The sequence below is a fragment of the Geodermatophilaceae bacterium NBWT11 genome, assembly GCA_014218215.1.
Taxonomy (GTDB): Bacteria; Actinomycetota; Actinomycetes; order Mycobacteriales; family Geodermatophilaceae; genus Klenkia.
On the sequence record CP043652.1, the window covers coordinates 2,907,691 to 2,924,679 of the forward strand.

Here is a 16,989-nt window from a genome sequence, read left to right on the forward strand (position 1 = left end):
CGTGACCGAGGCGACCGGGGTCTTCGCGCGGTACCCGAGCACACCGGCCGACGAGGCCGTGGGCCCCGACGGGACCCTGGCCCCGGGTTACGTCCCCGTGGCCCCGGCGCTGGAGGAGCTCGGCGGCGTGGGCCTGGCCTCCGCCGTGGACGAGATGGGCCGCGAGCGGCGGGCGCGCGGCGTGGTCTTCGGCGCCTTCGTGGACGGCGAGATGCGCGAGCACCCCTTCCCGCTGGACCCGGTCCCCCGTCTGGTGCCGGCCGCGGACTGGGCGCACGTGGCTGCCGGCGTCGAGCAGCGCACCCGCGCGCTCAACGCCTTCCTCACCGACGTCTACCGCCCGGTCGGCCGGCGCCGCTCGGACCCCGAGGCGCAGCTGCCGGAGTCCGTCCGCGCCGGGGTCGTCCCCGAGTGGCTCGTCACCCGCAGCCCCGGCTTCCGACCCGGCGCGGTCGGCCTGGCCGCCCCCGGGCAGCAGCGGGTGACCGTGGCCGGCCTGGACCTGCTGCACGGCCCCGACGGCTGGGTGGTGCTGGAGGACAACCTCCGGGTGCCCTCGGGCATCGGCTACGCCATCGTCAACCGGGACAGCAGCCGGGCCGCGCTGCCCGGGCTCTTCGCCGGGGTCGGCGGGCTCGCCGAACCGCACGGGGCCGTCGACGTCCTCAGGGCCGCCCTGGCCGACGCCGCGCCCCCCGCCTGCACCGGGGTCCCGCAGATCGCGCTGTTGAGCGACGGCCCGCTGAACACCGCGTGGTTCGAGCACCGGCTCCTCGCCGAGGCGATGGGCGTGCCGATCGCGACCCCGGACACGCTCTGGTCGACCCCCGCCGGCGGGGTCGCCGTGGAGGTGGACGGCGAGCGGGTCGCCGTCGACGTGCTCTACCGCCGTTTCGACGAGGACGACCTCGCCGCACACCTCAACGCCCACGGCACCCCGTTGGACGTGCTGCTCGGCGAGGCGGTGCGGGCCGGGAAGCTGGCCATCGGCAACGTGCCGGGCAACGGGGTGGCCGACGACAAGGCCACCTACTGCCACGTGCCGGCGATGATCCGGTTCTACCTGGGCGAGGAGCCGGTGCTGGCCACCGTGCCCACCTGGGTGCTCGCCGACGCGGGCGACTACGCCGCGGTGCGCGACCGGTTGCACGAGCTCGTGGTCAAGCCGGTCGACGGCTACGGCGGGCGGGGCGTCGTCTTCGGCCCGACCTGCTCGGCGGCCGAGCTGGCGCAGCTGGAGGCCGAGGTCGCCCTCACCCCGCACCGCTTCGTCGCCCAGGAGCCGGTCGACTTCTCCACCGTGCCCACGCTGGTCGACGGCGTCGTCGTCCCCCGGCACGCCGACCTGCGGGTCTTCGCCGTCGCCGGGTCCTCGACCCGGGTCGTCCCCGCGCCGCTGACCCGGGTGGCGCTGGAGGAGGGCTCGCTGCTGGTCAACTCCAGCCGCGGCGGCGGCAGCAAGGACACCTGGCTGCTACCGGCCTGACGGTCTACCAACCGGATGGTTGTCATTGTGACGTGTCATGGGGGGTGAAATGAAACCCTGAGACGTATAGAGTTACATTGTGCGGGCCGAACTCTTTCAGAACAGTCCTTCAGGTTCACTCGTACCCATCAGCGGTACAGATCCGCGTTTCGGTCCATGGCAGCACGTGGCCTTCGTGCCGCTGCCGCTAGAGCGAGTCACACCCCCTTTGAGCGCGACGACGTTCAACGCGGTCGCCAGAGCGAGGGCGGCGCTCGCCTCTTTGGACAGTTCTGCGAAGCGGTTGCCGAACCCGGCGCTGCTCCGGCGGTCGTCTCTGTCCCGTGAGGCGCAGAGCACGTCTGCACTTGAGGGCACCTACGCCCCCCTCCAGGAGGTCCTCGCGGCTGATGAGGACGAGGACCAGTCGGACGAGGAACTCCGAGAAGTCCTCAACTACCTCCGGGCGGCTGAGCACGCCTTCGCGTGGGTCGGCGAGGGGCGCCCACTCACTTTGGGGCTGTTGATCGAGCTTCAGGCGCGGTTGGTCAGGGGGACGACAGCAGAGACGGTGAGCTCCGGCCGGGTGCGGGACATTCAGGTGGTCATCGGGGCCCGACGAGGTGCGAGAGTCCAGGATGCTCGGTTCATCCCCCGGCCGCCGGGGCCGGAACTCGAGGCCCAGGTCCGGGACTGGCTCGACTGGGTGGGCGCGGACCACGGAAACGAGATCGACCCGGTCGTTGCCGCAGCGATGGGCCACTACCAGTTCGAGACCCTCCACCCGTTCAACGACGGCAACGGGCGTATCGGTCGTCTCTTCATCGTCCTGCAGCTGCTCCACGAAGGTGTGTTGACCGAACCGACCCTCACGGTGTCCCCGTGGTTCGAGGCTCGCCGAGCGGACTACTTCGATCGGCTCCTGGGAGTGAGTTCGGCTGGCAACTGGAACGACTGGGTGCGGTTCTTCGCCGATGGCCTCACAGCCTCAGCGGTCGAGACAGCCGCGCAGCTGGAGGACCTGTTGTCGGTGCAGGCGGATCTGAAGGACCGGGTGAAGGCGGCGGGCCTACGCGCCGACACCGCGATCTCCCTTGTCGACTTCGCGCTGGCCCGGCCCATCTTCACAGTGCGGCAGGTAGAGCGTCGCCTGGGTGTCACCTACGCTCGAGCCAATGGTCTCGTCGCGCAGCTGGTCGAAGCCGGGGTGCTCGCCCCCCACGACGAGGCTCGGTACAACCGGACGTTCTCAGCGCCCGACGTGCTGGCGGTTCTTCTGCGCTGACCGCTCGCCACGGTCAGCCCCTGGCTGCTACCGGCCTGAGCGGAGGGTGGGAGCGCAGCTTCCCTGCGCTCCCACCCTCCGCTCAGAGCTGGCCGACGACGTGGTCGATGCAGGCGGTCAGCGCGGTGACGTCGTCGGGGTCGACGGCGGGGAAGCAGCCCACCCGCAGCTGGTTGCGGCCCAGCTTGCGGTAGGGCTCGGTGTCCACGACGCCGTGGGCGCGCAGCGCCGCGGCGATCGCGGCGGCGTCCACCGACTCGTCGAAGTCGATCGTGGCGACGACGAGGGACCGCTCTGCCGGCTCGGTCACGAACGGGGTGGCGAAGGAGGAGGCCTGCGCCCACTCGTAGAGCCGACCCGAGGAGTCCGAGGTGCGGGCCACGGCGCCCGACAGCCCGCCGAGGCCGTTGAGCCAGTCGAGCTGGTCGGCCAGCAGGAACAGGGTGGCGACCGACGGGGTGTTGTAGGTCTGGTCCTTGCTGGAGTTGTCGACGGCGATAGACAGGTCCAGGAAGCCGGGGATCCAGCGGCCGGAGGCCTTGATCTCGGCGACCCGGGCCAGCGCCCTCGGGCTCATCAGCGCGATCCACAGACCGCCGTCGGAGGCGAAGCACTTCTGCGGGGCGAAGTAGTAGACGTCGGTCTCGGCGACGTCGACCGGGAGCCCGCCGGCGCCGGAGGTGGCGTCCACCAGCACGAGGGAGTCCTCGTCGGCCCCCTCGGGGCGGACGACGGGGGCCATCACGCCGGTGCTGGTCTCGTTGTGCGCCCAGCCGTAGGCGTCGACGCCGGCCACCGCGGTGGGCAGCGCGAGCGACCCCGGTGCTGCCTTGGTGATGACCGGGTCGGCCAGGAACGGGGCCTCGGCCACGCCGGAGGCGAACTTGGCGGAGAACTCGCCGTAGGTGCCGAACGCCGAGCGGTCGCGGATCAGACCGATGGCCGCGGCGTCCCAGAAGGCCGTCGTCCCGCCGTTGCCGAGCACGACCTCGTACCCCTCGGGCAGGTCGAAGAGCTGCGAGATCCCCTCGCGCACCCGGCCGACGAGGTTCTTGACCGGCGCCTGACGGTGCGAGGTGCCCATCAGCCCGGCGCCCTCGGACGCGAGCGCGGCCAGGGCCTCCGGACGGACCTTGGACGGACCGCAGCCGAAGCGGCCGTCGGCGGGCAGCAGCCCGGTCGGGATCGTGATGGCCATCAGGCGGGCTCGCCGATCTCCTTGGTCGAGATGGAGTCCCAGCCCTCGACGTCCTCGGGCTTGCGCGGGTCGGGCCCGATGTAGCGGGCCGACGGGCGCACGAGCCGGCCGGTCTGCTTCTGCTCGAGGATGTGGGCACACCAGCCCGCGGTGCGGGCGCAGGTGAACATCGAGGTGAACATGTGGCTGGGCACCTCGGCGAAGTCCAGCACGATTGCGGCCCAGAACTCGACGTTGGTCTCGACCGGCCGGTCGGGACGGCGCTCGCGGAGCTCCTTCAGCGCGGCGTTCTCCAGGGCGAGAGCGGCGTCGAAGCGGGGGGCGCCGAGCTCCTGGGCAGCGCGGCGCAGCACGCGGGCGCGGGGGTCCTCGGCGCGGTAGACCCGGTGGCCGAAGCCCATCAACCGCTCCTTGCGGTCGAGGAGGTCCTTGACGTACTTCTCCGCGTCGCCGGTGCCCTCGACCTCGTCGAGCATGTGCAGCACCCGGGAGGGGGCACCACCGTGCAGCGGGCCGCTCATCGCGCCGATGGCGCCGGAGAGGGAGGCCGCGACGTCGGCACCGGTGGAGGCGATGACCCGGGCGGTGAAGGTGGAGGCGTTCATGCCGTGCTCGGCGGCCGAGGTCCAGTAGGCGTCGACGGCGGCGACGTGGCGGGGGTCGGGCTCGCCGCGCCAGCGGACCATGAAGCGCTCGACGATGGAGGACGCCTCGTCCACGCGCTTCTGCGGGACGGCCGGGATGCCGATGCCGCGGGCGGACTGGGCCACGTAGGACAGCGCCATGACGGCGGCCCGGGCGAGCTCGTCGCGGGCCTCCTCGTCGGTGATGTCCAGCAGCGGGCGGTAGCCCCAGATCGGGGTCAGCATCGCCAGCGCGGCCTGGACGTCGACCCGGACGTCGCCGGTGTGCACCGGGATCGGGAACGGCTCGGCGGGCGGGAGGCCCTCGCCGAACTTGCCGTCGACCAGCAGGCCCCAGACGTTGCCGAAGGTGACCTTGCCGACGAGGTCCTCGATGTCCACGCCCCGGTACCGGAGTGCGCCACCGTCCTTGTCGGGCTCGGCGATGGTGGTCTCGAAGGCGATGACGCCCTCGAGGCCGGGTACGAAGTCGCTGGACATCCTGCAGGCTCCTCTGCGCGCGGGACCCGTGGCTGGTGGGCGCACGGCTGCGGCACAACCTAGGCGGTCACCTGCGGTGGAGCCCAACCGGACCGTCCCGCCCAGCGGGACCTGCGACCGGCGTCACACCGGGCAGGGTGGTTGCGGGGTGGGAGCATGACGGCGTGCCCGACCTGACCACCATGCGCCGCGACTACGACGACTCCGTCTTCTCCGAGGCCTCGCTGGCGCCCACCTGGCACGAGCAGCTCGAGCGGTGGTTCGCCGAGGCCGTCGCCGCCGAGCTGGTGGAGCCCAACGCGATGGTCGTGGCCACCGCCGACGCCGACGGCGCCCCGGATGCCCGCATCGTGCTGATGAAGGGCCTGGACGCCGACGGGATCGTCTTCGTGAGCAACCACGCCTCGGCGAAGGGCGCCCAGCTGGCCGCCGACGACCGGGTCGCGCTGGTGTTCCCGTGGCACGCCCAGCAGCGGCAGGTGCGGGTCACCGGCACCGCCGCCCGGCTGGACGACGCCGCCTCCGACGCGCTGTGGGACGCCCGCCCCCGCGGTGCCCAGCTCGCGGCCGCCGCCACCCCGCAGTCCTCGGTCGTGGCCTCCCGCGAGGCCCTGGTGGACGCCTTCCGCGAGCTGGGGGAGCAGACCGAGGGCAAGCTGCCCCGCCCGGCGTCCTGGGGCGGCTACCGGGTGACGCCGCAGGCCGTCGAGTTCTGGCAGGGCGGGCACGACCGGCTGCACGACCGGCTGCGGTTCTCCCGGGACGACGCCGGCACCTGGGCCGTCACCCGACTCGCACCGTGAGCTCGCCGATCGACGGGCCGGCACCGGAGGAGACGCCACCGCGGTCGAGGCGCCGCGGGTTCGCCATCGACACCACCCCGCTGCGCAACCCGGCCTACCGGCGGCTCTTCGGCGGCATCACCGTCACCATGCTCGGCCAGCAGATGACGCTGGTCGCCGTCCCGTTCCAGGTCTACGCGATGACCGGCTCGTCGCTGCTGGTCGGCGTCACCTCGGTGGTCGCCCTGGTGCCGCTGGTGGTGTTCGGCCTGCTGGGCGGGGCGATCGCCGACGCGATGGACCGCCGCAAGCTGATGCTGGTCACCTCGATCGGTGCCGCGGTCACCAGTGCCCTGCTGGCGGTGCAGGCGGGCCTCGGGATGGACTCCCTGGCCGTGCTGTGGGTGCTCACGGCGCTGGTCTCGGCGTTCTCCGCGGTCAACCAGCCCACCCGCAGCGCCGCCATCCCGGCGATCGTCGGGGCCGACCTGGTGCCCGCGGCGAACGCGCTGGCCATGACCGTGCGCCAGGTCGGGGTCATCGCCGGGCCGCTGCTGGCCGGGGTGCTCATCGGCCAGGGCGAGCTGTTCCTGACCTACGTGGTCGACGCCGTCGGCTTCGCCGTCGCGGTCCTGCTGGTGCGCGGGCTGCCGCCGCTGCCCGTCGCCGGTGCGGCCGACCGGCTCCGGCTGGGGGCCGCGGTGCGCGGGGTGGGGGAGGGCTTCGTCTTCCTGCGCACCCAGCCCGTGCTCCTGATGACCTTCGTCGTCGACGTCATCGCGATGCTCTTCGCCTGGCCGCAGGCGGTCTTCCCGCAGCTGGCCGCCACCGCCTACAGCGGTGACGCCAACAGCCTGGGCTGGCTGTACGCGGGCATCTCGATCGGCTCGCTGGTGATGGGGCTGACCTCGGGCTGGGTCAGCCGGGTCGACCGGCAGGGCGCCGTCGTCCTCGGCGCGATCGCGGTGTGGGGTGTGGCGATCGTCGGGTTCGGCCTCGCCGGGTCGCTGTGGGTCGCCGTCCTCTGCCTGGCCGTGGCCGGTGCCGGTGACATGGTCAGCGCGGTGCTCCGCTCCTCGATGCTGCAGCTGGCCGCCCCGGACGACATGCGCGGCCGGATGCAGGGCGTGTTCATCGTCGTCGTCGCCGGGGGCCCGCGGCTGGGCGACCTGCGCGCCGGGGCCGTCGCCAGCGCGTTCGGGGTCTCGATCGCGATGTGGACCGGTGGGGTGGTCATCGTCGTCGCGATGGCGGTCGTCGCGGTCGCCGTCCCGTCCTTCTGGGCCTTCCGGGCCTCGCGGGTCACGCTTCACCCGTGACCGACCGGGGCACAGCTGGCTCATGGCCCTCCCCAAGATCCTCGTGCTCGTCCTGGCCGGTGGTGCCGGCAACCGGCTGGAGCTGCTGACCGAGAACCGGGCCAAGCCGGCCGTGCCGTTCGCCGGTGCCTACCGGTTGATCGACTTCCCGCTGTCCAACTGCCAGCACTCGAAGATCGCCGACGTGTGGGTGTCGGTGCAGTTCCACCCGGCGTCGCTGTCGGACCACCTGGCTAACGGCCGGCCCTGGGACCTCGACCGCACCTACGGCGGGCTGATGACCCTCCCGCCCTTCCGCGGCACCGACCGGGGCGGCTGGAACACCGGGACCGCCGACTCGCTGTGGCGCCAGGCCGACCTGATCCGCGGCTTCGACGCCGACGCCCTCGTCGTGGTCAGCTCCGACGCGGTCTACAAGCTGGACTACCGGGAGGTCGCCGAGGCCCACCTGGACTCCTCCGCCGAGGTCACCATGGTCACCACCGAGGTCGCCGCGGACGACGCCTCCCGCTACGGCATCGTGTCGACCGACGGCGAGAAGGTCACCGACTACGCCTACAAGCCCGACGACCCGGCGACGACGACGGCGACCAACGAGGTGTTCGTCTTCACCCCCGGCGCTACGCTGGACCGCCTCGAGGCCCTCGCCGACGAGGCCGGGGAGGACGGGCTGGAGGACCTGGGCAGCCACCTGCTCCCCGCCCAGTCCCGGGACGGACTGGCCCGCGCGCACCGGCTCGAGGGGTACTGGCGCGACGTGGGCACCGTGGACGCCTACTGGCAGGCCCACCAGGACTTCCTGGACGACGAGCCGCCGCTGGACCTGGACGACGCCCGCTGGCCGGTGCACTCCCGCGGCGGCCGGATGTCGGCGGCCCGGCTGATGACCGGCGCCTCGGCCGAGCGCAGCCTGGTCTCCGGCGGCACCCACGTCGCCGGTCGGGTCTCGGGCTCGGTGCTCAGCCCGGGCGTCGTCGTGGAGGCCGGCGCCGAGGTCACCGACTCGGTGCTCCTGCCCGGCGCGGTCGTGCGGGCCGGCGCCCGGGTGCACCGCGCCGTGCTGGACGACGGCGTGACGGTGGGCGAACGCGCCACGGTCGGTGGGGACGGCGACGTCACCCTGGTGGGCCGCCGGGCGCAGGTCGAGCCCGGTTCCACCCTGGCCGCCGGCGCCCGGTTCCCGGAGACCGACTGATCGCTCAGGCCAGGGCGGTGGCGACCACCCGGAGGTCGGCGACCATGGCGTCGAAGGCGGCCGGGCGCTCCTCCTCGGGGGTGCGGAGGACGGCGGAGGGGTGCGTCGTGGCGATCACCCAGGTCTGCGCGGGGGCGCCGTCCTCGTCGTCCTCGTGCCAGGTGGCACCCGGGGGTGTCCACGGCAGCAGCTGCCCGCGCTCCCGGGTGATCCGGAACGACGGCGAGATCAGCGCCTTGGCCGCCACCGCACCCAGGCAGACCACCACCTCGGGCTGGAGGACGGCGAACTCCGCGGCCAGCCACGGACGGCAGGCCTGCAGGTGCTCGGCGTTCGGCGACTGGTGGATGCGGCGCTTGCCGCGCGGCTCGAAGCGGAAGTGCTTGACCGCGTTGGTGACGTAGGCGTCCCGGCGGTCGATGGCCGCGGCCTCCAGCGCCCGGTCGAGCAGCTTGCCGCTGGGGCCGACGAACGGCTCGCCGGCGCGGTCCTCCTGGTCACCGGGCTGCTCGCCGACGAAGACCACCCGCGCGGTCTCCGGGCCCTCGCCGAAGACGGTCTGGGTGGCCGGCTCCCACAGCTCGCACGCCTGGCACCCGGCGGCGGCGTGGCGCAGCTGGGACAGCCCGGCGTCGGTGGGCACGGGGGCGGTGGAGGGCATGGTGCGATGACACCCCAGTGACGCGGGCTGCGCCGGGTGAGGCCCCACTCGATACGGTCTCGGCCAGGAACAGCCGCGAGGAAGAGGTGTCGTGCTCGAGTTCGACGGACTGGTCAAGACCTACGGCGACAACCGGGTGCTGGACGGCGTGGGCTTCACCGTCGCCCCCGGCCAGATGTTCGGCTTCTGCGGGTCCAACGGGGCCGGCAAGACGACGACGATGCGGATCGCGATGGGACTGGCCCGTGCCGACGCCGGGCAGGTGCGCTGGCAGGGCACCGCGCTGACCGAGGCCACCCGCCGACGGATCGGCTACATGCCCGAGGAGCGCGGCCTCTACCCGAAGATGAAGGTGGTCGAGCAGCTCGTCTACTTCGCGCGGCTGCACGGGCTGGGCAGCGCCGAGGCCAAGGCCGCCGCCGAGCACTGGACCGAGCGGCTGGGCCTGGCCGAGAAGCGTGACCAGCGGGTGGAGAAGCTGTCGCTGGGCAACCAGCAGCGCGTGCAGCTGGCCGCCGCGCTGGTCAGCCGGCCCGACGTGCTCATCCTCGACGAGCCGTTCTCCGGCCTGGACCCGGTCGGCGTGGACTCCCTGGCCGACGCGCTGCTCGAGCAGTGCCACCGCGGCGTCCCCGTCGTGTTCTCCAGCCACCAGCTCGACCTGGTCGAGCGGCTCTGCGACGCCGTTGGCATCCTCGCCCGCGGGCGGATCGTGGCCAGCGGCACGGTGTCCGAGCTGCGTGCGGCCGAGGCCGGCCGGCAGCTGCGGGTCGTGGTCCCCGACGCCCCGGCCGGCTGGGCCGGCGCCGTCCCCGGCGTGCGGGTGGTCAGCGAGCAGCGCGGGGACACCGTCCTGGACCTCGCCCCCGGCACCGACGACCAGGCCGTGCTCGCCGCGGCCCTGGCCACCGGCCGGGTGACCCACTTCGCCTGGCGCGAACCCACGCTGGTCGAGCTGTTCCGCGAGGCCGTGTCCGACCGGGCGGTGGCGGCGTGAGCGCGTTCGGGCAGGTGAAGCTGGTCGCCGGCCGGGAGATGTCGACCCGGGTCCGGGACAAGGGCTTCATCGTCAGCTCGGTGGTCATCGTGCTGCTGGTCCTCGGGCTGATGGTGTTCCAGCTGGTCAGCGGCTCGCAGACCAGCACCAGCACGATCGGCGTCGTCGGCGGGACCCCGCAGGTCGAGCAGGCGCTGGTGCGCTCGGGGGAGACCGTCGGCGTGCAGGTGGAGGTGACCGAGCTCGCCGACGAGGCCGCCGCGCGGCAGGCCGTCGCGGACGAGGACGTCGACGCCGCCCTGCTCGGGGCCACCGGTGACAGCCCGCAGGTCGTCGTCCAGGACAGCTCGGACGACGGCGCCAGTGCGATCGCCGAGTCCGCCGTCGGCGCTCTGTCGGTGGCCCAGCAGCTCGGGGAGCAGGGCGTGGACCTGCAGCCGGCGCCGGCGATCGACTTCGTCGTCCTGGACCCCGAGGCCGACGGCGACACCACCGCCGTCCTCGTCGCCCTGCTCGGCGTCGTCGTGCTCTACGGGCTGCTCATCCTGTTCGGGCAGTTCGTGGCCCAGGGCGTGGTGGAGGAGAAGTCCTCCCGGGTCGTGGAGATCCTGCTGTCCACCATGCGGCCGTGGCAGCTGCTCACCGGCAAGATCGTCGGGCTGGGCCTGCTCGGGCTCGCGCAGCTGGTCACCATCGCGGTGATCGGGGTGGTGGGAGCGCTGGCCCTGGACGTGGTGTCGGTGCCCAGCGCGGTCGTCCCGACCGTCGTCTCGGTCGTGGCCTGGTTCGTGCTCGGCTACACCTTCTACGCCGCGGTCTTCGCCGTCGCCGCCTCGCTGGTCAGCCGGCAGGAGGACCTGGGCAGCGTGCTCACCCCGACCACCCTGCTGCTCGTCGTCGGCTTCATCGTCTCGCTGCAGGCCGCCCAGGACCCGGGCTCGACCCTGGCCACGGTGACCTCGTTCGTCCCCGGTCTGTCCCCGCTGGTGATGCCGGTGCGGATGGCCGCGGGGGAGGCCGCCGTGTGGGAGATCGTCGCCGCGGTGCTGGTCAACCTGGCGGCCATCGCGGTCGTCGTCCGGATCGGCGGCCGGGTCTACTCCGGCGCCCTGCTTCGCACCAGCGGCAAGACCAAGCTGCGGGAGGCCCTGGCCGCCGAGCGCGGTTGAGGGGGGCCGCCCCGGGGGTAGCCGGGGCGGCATGAGCATGCAGCTGGGCTACACGATGATGACCGAGCAGGCGGGCCCCAAGGACCTCGTCGCGCACGTGGTGGGGGCCGAGCGGGTCGGGTTCGACTTCGCGGTCAGCAGCGACCACTTCTTCCCCTGGCTGGACTCGATGGGCCACGCGCCCAACGCCTGGGTGACCCTGGGTGCCGCGGCACAGGCCACGTCCACGATCGACCTGATGACCTACGTGACCTGCCCGACCTTCCGGTACCACCCGACCGTCGTGGCCCAGCAGGCCGCCACCCTGCAGATCCTCGCCGACGGGCGCTTCACCCTGGGCCTGGGCACGGGGGAGAACCTCAACGAGCACGTCGTCGGGGAGGGCTGGCCGGCGGTCGCCGTGCGGCAGGAGATGTTCGCCGAGGCGGTCCAGATCATCAAGGAGCTGCTCGCCGGGGACGACTACACGACCTTCCACGGGGAGTTCTTCGAGGTCGACGGCGCCAAGATCTGGGACCTGCCCGAGGGCGGGGTGCCCATCGGCATCGCCGTGTCGGGCAAGAAGAGCTGCGAGCTGGCCGGTGAGTACGCCGACGTCATGATCGGCACCGAGCCCAAGCCCGAGCTCGGCGAGATGTTCGACGCCGCGGGCGGGGCCGGGAAGAACAGGGTCGGCCAGATGCCGATCAGCTTCGGCACCGACAAGGCCGCCGCGGTCACCCGCGCCCACGAGCTGTTCCGCTGGTTCGGCCTGGGCTGGAAGGTCAACGCCGACCTGCCCGGCACGGCGGGCTTCGAGGCCGCCAGCGCCTTCGTCCGGGAGTCCGACGTCGAGGAGTCGATCCCCTGTGGGGACGACGTCGACGCGGTGATCGAGGCCGCGCAGGAGTACGCCGACGCCGGCTACACCCACCTCGCCCTGGTGCAGATCGGTGGCGACCAGCAGCAGCCCTACCTGGAGTGGACCGAGCGCGAGCTGATGCCGGCCTGGCGATCCGCCTTCGGTTCCTGAGACCTGGAGACCACGAGATGACCCTGATCGACCCCCGCACCAAGCACCCCACGTCCACCGCCATCCCCGGCCTGCAGATCGAGCACCCGGGCGGGACGGCGGAGCTCACCCCCGCGCCCGACCACGGCGAGGAGTCCTACCGCGGCTCCGGCCGGCTCGCGGGCCGCCGGGCGCTGATCACCGGCGCCGACTCCGGGATCGGCCGCGCCGTCGCGATCGCCTACGCCCGGGAGGGCGTCGACGTCGCCATCTCCTACCTGTCCGAGCACGCCGACGCCGAGGAGACCGCGCGGCTGGTCCGCGAGGCCGGCCGCGCGGCGCTGCTGCTGCCCGGTGACATCTCCGACGAGACCGTCGCCAAGGGCCTGGTCGCCCAGACCGTCGAGGGCCTGGGCGGGCTGGACCTGCTGGTGCACAACGCCGCGTTCCAGAACGTGGTCACCGACGTCCTGGAGTTCTCCACCGCGGAGATCGACCGCACCTTCCGGACGAACGTCTACGCGTTCTTCTGGCTGCTGCAGGCCGCCAAGCCCGAGCTGGCCCCCGGCTCGTCGGTGATCGTGACCAGCTCGGTGCAGGCCTTCACGCCGTCCCCGAACCTGGCCGCCTACGCCGCGACCAAGGCCGCGCTGGTGAACATGACGACGTCCATGGCCGAGGAGTTCGCGCAGGTCGGGGTACGGGTCAACTGCGTCGCCCCCGGCCCGGTCTGGACCCCGCTCATCCCGGCGACGATGCCCGAGGACATGGTCGAGGGCTTCGGCGAGCAGTCCCAGCTCCAGCGCGCCGCCCAGCCCGCCGAGCTCGCCGGCGCCTACGTCTACCTGGCCAGCGAGGACGCCAGCTTCACCAGCGGCGAGGTCATCGGCGTCACCGGCGGCTCACCCATCAACTGACGAAGGAGGCTCTGCACCCCCCATCCGGCCGTGGACGGGGTGCAGAGCCTCCTTCGTCAGGCCTGGTGGAGGGCGTCGACCGGGCCGCGGTAGACGCCGGCGGGGGTGCCGGTGACGCCGGGGCGGACGACGAAGAGCCGTCCGGCGTCGGGCTGGGCGGCCCTCGCCCCGTCCGACAGGCCCTGGGTCGAGGTGCTGATCACCAGGTGGTCCAGCTCCGGGCCGGCGAAGGCGCAGCTCGAGGTGTTCTCGGTGGGCACCCGCACCACGGTGAGCAGCTCGCCGGTGGGGGAGTAGCGGCGCACCTGGCCCCCGCCCCAGACGGCGACCCACAAGTGGTCCTCGTCGTCGATGGCCATCCCGTCGGGGGCGCCGGCGTCGTCGTCGGAGAGGTCGACGACCACCCGGCTGGCGCCGAAGGAACCGGTCTCGACGTCGTAGTCGTAGGCCCGCACGGTGGCCGCGCCGGAGTCGGCCAGGTAGACGGTGCGGCCGTCGGCGGTCCACTCGATGCCGTTGCTGATCGTCAGGTCGGTGAGCACGGTGTGCACCGACCCGTCGAGGTCGACGCGGTACAGCGAGCCCGCGCCGGTCCGCTCGTCGAAGGCCATCGTCCCGCCGAACAGCCGGCCCACCGGGTCGACGGCGCCGTCGTTCATCCGGGTGCCGTCGGGGGCGGTGCCGCCCTCCCGGTCCAGGGCCACCAGCACCCGGGGCTCGCCCTCGGGGTCCAGGTGGGTGAACCCTCCGTCGGCGCCCAGCAGCCAGCCGCCGTCGGCAGCCGGGACGACGAAGCCGACCGTGGCACCACCGCGGTGCACGCCGACCTCGGCGACCACCCCGGCCGGGGACACCGTGGCCCTCCGGACCTCGCCGGCGTCGATGTCCACCCAGACCAGCTCGCGGCGGGTGGCGTCCCAGGTCGGTCCCTCCCCGTGGACGGCGGGGCGGACGTCGGTCACGGGAGTTGCGGTGAGGGTGTCCACCGGGTCATCCTCCCCGCGTCACGGAGACGTCACACGTGCTCGGCATGATGCGCACGTGTCTGAAGCCACCGTCGACGTCACCGACCTGCGCCCCACCGGCGGACCCGAGGACCCGGAGGACGAGCGGTCCGGGGACGCCCCGCTGCGCGAGGACATCCGGCTGCTGGGCCGGGTGCTGGGCGAGGTCGTGCGGGAGCAGGCCGGCCAGGAGGTGTTCGACGTCGTCGAGGCCGCCCGGGTCGAGGCGTTCCGGATCCGCCGCTCCGAGGTCGACCGCACCGGGCTGGCCGACATGCTGGCCGGGCTCGACGAGCGCAGCGCCAACCACGTGATCCGCGCGTTCAGCCACTTCTCGCTGCTGGCGAACCTGGCCGAGGACGTGCACCACGAGCGCCGCCGCCGCTTCCACCGCCGGGAGGGCTCCCCGCCGCAGAAGGGGACGCTGGACGCGACCTTCGACCTGCTGGACGCCGCGGACCTCGACCCCGCCGTCGTCGCGCACGAGCTGGCCGGCGCGCTGGTCTCCCCGGTGGTCACCGCGCACCCCACCGAGGTCCGCCGGCGCACCGTCTCCCAGGTGCAGCGGCACGTCACCGAGCTGATGCGCACCCGGGAGACCGCCGAGGACGAGCGCGTGTGGTCGGCGCACCTGTGGCGGGAGGTGCTGACGCTCTGGCAGACGGCGCTGCTGCGGTTGTCCCGGCTACGGCTGGAGGACGAGATCGACGAGGCGCTGCGCTACTACGACCTGTCGCTCTTCGCCGTCGTCCCGGCGATCAACACCGAGCTGCGGACGGCGCTGCGGCAGCGCTGGCCCGGGGCGGACCTGCTGGCCACCCCCATGCTGCTGCCCGGCTCCTGGATCGGCGGGGATCGCGACGGCAACCCCTTCGTCACCGCCGACGCCGTCCGTCGCGCCACCACCCGGGCCGCGGAGACCGCACTGGGCCACCACCTCGGCGAGCTGGTGTGCCTGGCCGACGAGCTGTCCATGTCGGCGCGGCTGGTCACCCCGACCGAGGAGCTGCAGGCCCTCGCCGACGCGGCCCGCGACGACTCCCCGTTCCGGGCCGACGAGCCCTACCGGCGGGCGCTGCGCGGGGTCTACCGGCGGCTGGCCGCGACCGCCGTCCGCGCGGTGGGGCACGTGCCCGGTCCGCTGCCGGACGTCGAGCTGGAGCCCTACGACGAGCCGGCCGAGCTGATCGCCGACCTCGACGTCGTCGACGCCTCGCTGCGCACCCACGGCGCCGGTGCACTCGCCGACGAGCGGCTGGCCGCGCTCCGCGCCTCGGTGGAGGTCTTCGGGTTCCACCTCTCGGGGCTGGACATGCGGCAGAACAGCTCGGTGCACGAGGAGGTGCTGACCGAGGTCCTCGCCTGGGCCGGCGTCTGCCCGGACTACTCCGCGCTGGACGAGACCGCCCGGCGCGAGCTGCTGACCGGTGAGCTCCGGCTGCGTCGTCCCCTGGTACGGGCCGATGCCGACCTCTCCGAGCTGGCCCGGGGCGAGCTCGACCTGCTGGCCGCGGCGGCCGAGCAGGTGCGCGTGCTGGGGCCGCGGGCGATCCCGAACTACGTGATCAGCATGTGCGAGTCGGTCTCGGACGTGCTGGAGGTCGCCGTCCTGCTCAAGGAGGTCGGCCTGGTCACCCTGGACGACCACGGGCTGCCCGCGTCGCCGATCATGATCGCCCCGCTGTTCGAGACGATCGGCGACCTGCAGGGCGGCGGCGAGACCCTGGCCGCGATGCTCGCCGAGCCGCTGTACCGCTCGATGGTCGACGGCCGGGGCGGCACGCAGGAGGTCATGCTCGGCTACTCCGACAGCAACAAGGACGGCGGTTACCTCGCCGCGAACTGGGCGCTGTACCGGGCCGAGCTGGCGCTGGTGGAGGTGGCCCGCGAGGCAGGGGTGCGGCTGCGGCTCTTCCACGGCCGCGGTGGGACGGTCGGCCGTGGTGGTGGCCCTTCCTACGAGGCGGTCCGGGCGCAGCCGCCGGGGTCGGTGGCCGGGCAGCTGCGGATCACCGAGCAGGGCGAGGTCATCTCCGCGAAGTACGCCGAGCCGCACCTGGCCCGGCGCAACCTGGAGGCGCTGGTCGCCGCGACGCTGGAGTCGACGCTGCTCTCGCTGGAGGGCCTGGACGGCGACGCCGAGGAGGTCTACGCGCTCTTCGACGACCTGGCCGCGCGGGCACAGGGCGCCTACCGGGCGCTGGTGCACGACACCCCGGGCTTCGTGGAGTGGTTCCGCGCGGCCACGCCGGTGCGCGAGCTCGCCGAGCTCAACATCGGGTCCCGGCCGCCGTCGCGGAAGGCCGGGGACAAGATCAGCGACCTGCGGGCCATCCCGTGGGTGTTCAGCTGGTCGCAGGCCCGGATCATGCTGCCGGGCTGGTTCGGCACCGGGACGGCGCTGGAGTCGTGGGTGGACGGCGACCCGGCCCGGCTCGCCCGGCTGCAGGAGCTGCACGGCCGCTGGCCGTTCTTCCGCACCGTGCTGTCGAACATGGGGATGGTGCTGGCCAAGACCGACCTGGAGCTGGCCGCCCGCTACGCCTCGCTGGTGCCCGACGAGGAGCTGCGGCACCGGGTGTTCGACGTGATCACCGCCGAGCACGAGCGGACCGTGCGGATGCTGCTGGCGATCACCGGCGACGACCACCTGCTGGCCGACAACCCCTCGCTGGCGCGTTCGATCCGCAACCGCTTCCCCTACCTGGAGCCGTTGCACCACCTGCAGGTGGAGATGCTGCGCCGGCGCCGCTCGGGCAACGACGACGAGCTGGTCAAGCGCTGCATCCAGCTGGCGATCAACGGGGTGGCGACGGCGCTGCGCAACAGCGGCTGACCGCCCCCCGCACCACCCGGGAGCCCCCCGTCGACCTGGTCGACGG

At 73.2% G+C, this 16,989-nt stretch carries 14 protein-coding genes; 10 read left to right on the forward strand and 4 right to left on the reverse strand.

Annotated features, from left to right (window positions below; all coding sequences use genetic code 11):
• Nucleotide 1 precedes the first annotated feature (1 nt).
• On the forward strand, nucleotides 2-1,486 hold the full coding sequence (locus tag F1C76_13970) for a circularly permuted type 2 ATP-grasp protein (protein ID QNG37543.1): 1,485 nt from the start codon (nucleotides 2-4) through the stop codon (nucleotides 1,484-1,486).
• Between the two features lie 79 nt (nucleotides 1,487-1,565).
• On the forward strand, nucleotides 1,566-2,750 hold the full coding sequence (locus F1C76_13975; protein QNG37544.1) for a Fic family protein: 1,185 nt from the start codon (nucleotides 1,566-1,568) through the stop codon (nucleotides 2,748-2,750).
• Nucleotides 2,751-2,832: 82 nt separating this feature from the next.
• On the opposite strand, the gene F1C76_13980 is transcribed toward F1C76_13975, so the two are convergent.
• Entirely contained in the window at nucleotides 2,833-3,948 is a 1,116-nt protein-coding gene (locus tag F1C76_13980; protein ID QNG37545.1) for a phosphoserine transaminase, read from the reverse strand.
• Nucleotides 3,948-5,072 carry a citrate synthase 2 gene (locus F1C76_13985; protein ID QNG37546.1) on the reverse strand — a complete coding sequence of 375 codons (1,125 nt, stop codon included), beginning with the start codon at nucleotides 5,070-5,072 and terminating at the stop codon, nucleotides 3,948-3,950. The genes F1C76_13980 and F1C76_13985 overlap by 1 nt, the downstream gene beginning before the upstream one ends.
• 164 nt (nucleotides 5,073-5,236) lie before the next feature.
• Here F1C76_13985 and pdxH point away from each other — a divergent pair, with 164 nt between their 5' ends.
• Genes pdxH through F1C76_14000 form a run of 3 tightly spaced genes read left to right on the forward strand, consistent with a single transcriptional unit; the run spans nucleotide 5,237 to nucleotide 8,368 of the window.
• Nucleotides 5,237-5,875 (forward strand): pyridoxamine 5'-phosphate oxidase, encoded by a 639-nt coding sequence (pdxH, locus tag F1C76_13990; protein ID QNG37547.1) that lies wholly within the window; start codon nucleotides 5,237-5,239, stop codon nucleotides 5,873-5,875.
• A complete protein-coding gene (locus F1C76_13995) occupies nucleotides 5,872-7,173 on the forward strand; it encodes an MFS transporter (GenBank protein ID QNG37548.1) in 1,302 nt (433 codons plus the stop codon). The genes pdxH and F1C76_13995 overlap by 4 nt, the downstream gene beginning before the upstream one ends.
• A 22-nt stretch (nucleotides 7,174-7,195) precedes the next feature.
• Nucleotides 7,196-8,368, forward strand: a complete 1,173-nt coding sequence (locus F1C76_14000; GenBank protein ID QNG37549.1) for an NTP transferase domain-containing protein — start codon at nucleotides 7,196-7,198, stop codon at nucleotides 8,366-8,368.
• 4 nt (nucleotides 8,369-8,372) lie between these two features.
• Here F1C76_14000 and F1C76_14005 read toward each other — a convergent pair whose 3' ends face one another.
• Complete coding sequence (locus tag F1C76_14005) at nucleotides 8,373-9,029, reverse strand: UdgX family uracil-DNA binding protein (GenBank protein ID QNG37550.1); 657 nt, start codon at nucleotides 9,027-9,029, stop codon at nucleotides 8,373-8,375.
• A 91-nt stretch (nucleotides 9,030-9,120) separates the two neighbouring features.
• Here F1C76_14005 and F1C76_14010 point away from each other — a divergent pair, with 91 nt between their 5' ends.
• The 4 genes from F1C76_14010 to F1C76_14025 are packed head-to-tail and all read left to right on the forward strand — an operon-like array spanning nucleotide 9,121 to nucleotide 13,103.
• Nucleotides 9,121-10,026 (forward strand): ABC transporter ATP-binding protein, encoded by a 906-nt coding sequence (locus F1C76_14010; GenBank protein ID QNG37551.1) that lies wholly within the window; start codon nucleotides 9,121-9,123, stop codon nucleotides 10,024-10,026.
• A gap of 38 nt (nucleotides 10,027-10,064) precedes the next feature.
• Nucleotides 10,065-11,195 (forward strand): ABC transporter permease, encoded by a 1,131-nt coding sequence (locus tag F1C76_14015; GenBank protein ID QNG39248.1) that lies wholly within the window; start codon nucleotides 10,065-10,067, stop codon nucleotides 11,193-11,195.
• Between the two features lie 31 nt (nucleotides 11,196-11,226).
• Nucleotides 11,227-12,207 carry a TIGR03557 family F420-dependent LLM class oxidoreductase gene (locus tag F1C76_14020; protein QNG37552.1) on the forward strand — a complete coding sequence of 327 codons (981 nt, stop codon included), beginning with the start codon at nucleotides 11,227-11,229 and terminating at the stop codon, nucleotides 12,205-12,207.
• Between the two features lie 17 nt (nucleotides 12,208-12,224).
• Nucleotides 12,225-13,103 carry an SDR family oxidoreductase gene (locus F1C76_14025; protein ID QNG37553.1) on the forward strand — a complete coding sequence of 293 codons (879 nt, stop codon included), beginning with the start codon at nucleotides 12,225-12,227 and terminating at the stop codon, nucleotides 13,101-13,103.
• A gap of 56 nt (nucleotides 13,104-13,159) precedes the next feature.
• On the opposite strand, the gene F1C76_14030 is transcribed toward F1C76_14025, so the two are convergent.
• Nucleotides 13,160-14,089 (reverse strand): SMP-30/gluconolactonase/LRE family protein, encoded by a 930-nt coding sequence (locus tag F1C76_14030; protein QNG37554.1) that lies wholly within the window; start codon nucleotides 14,087-14,089, stop codon nucleotides 13,160-13,162.
• Nucleotides 14,090-14,144: 55 nt separating this feature from the next.
• On the opposite strand from F1C76_14030, the gene F1C76_14035 reads away from it, so the two are divergent.
• On the forward strand, nucleotides 14,145-16,943 hold the full coding sequence (locus F1C76_14035; protein QNG37555.1) for a phosphoenolpyruvate carboxylase: 2,799 nt from the start codon (nucleotides 14,145-14,147) through the stop codon (nucleotides 16,941-16,943).
• The last annotated feature ends 46 nt before the right edge of the window (nucleotides 16,944-16,989 follow it).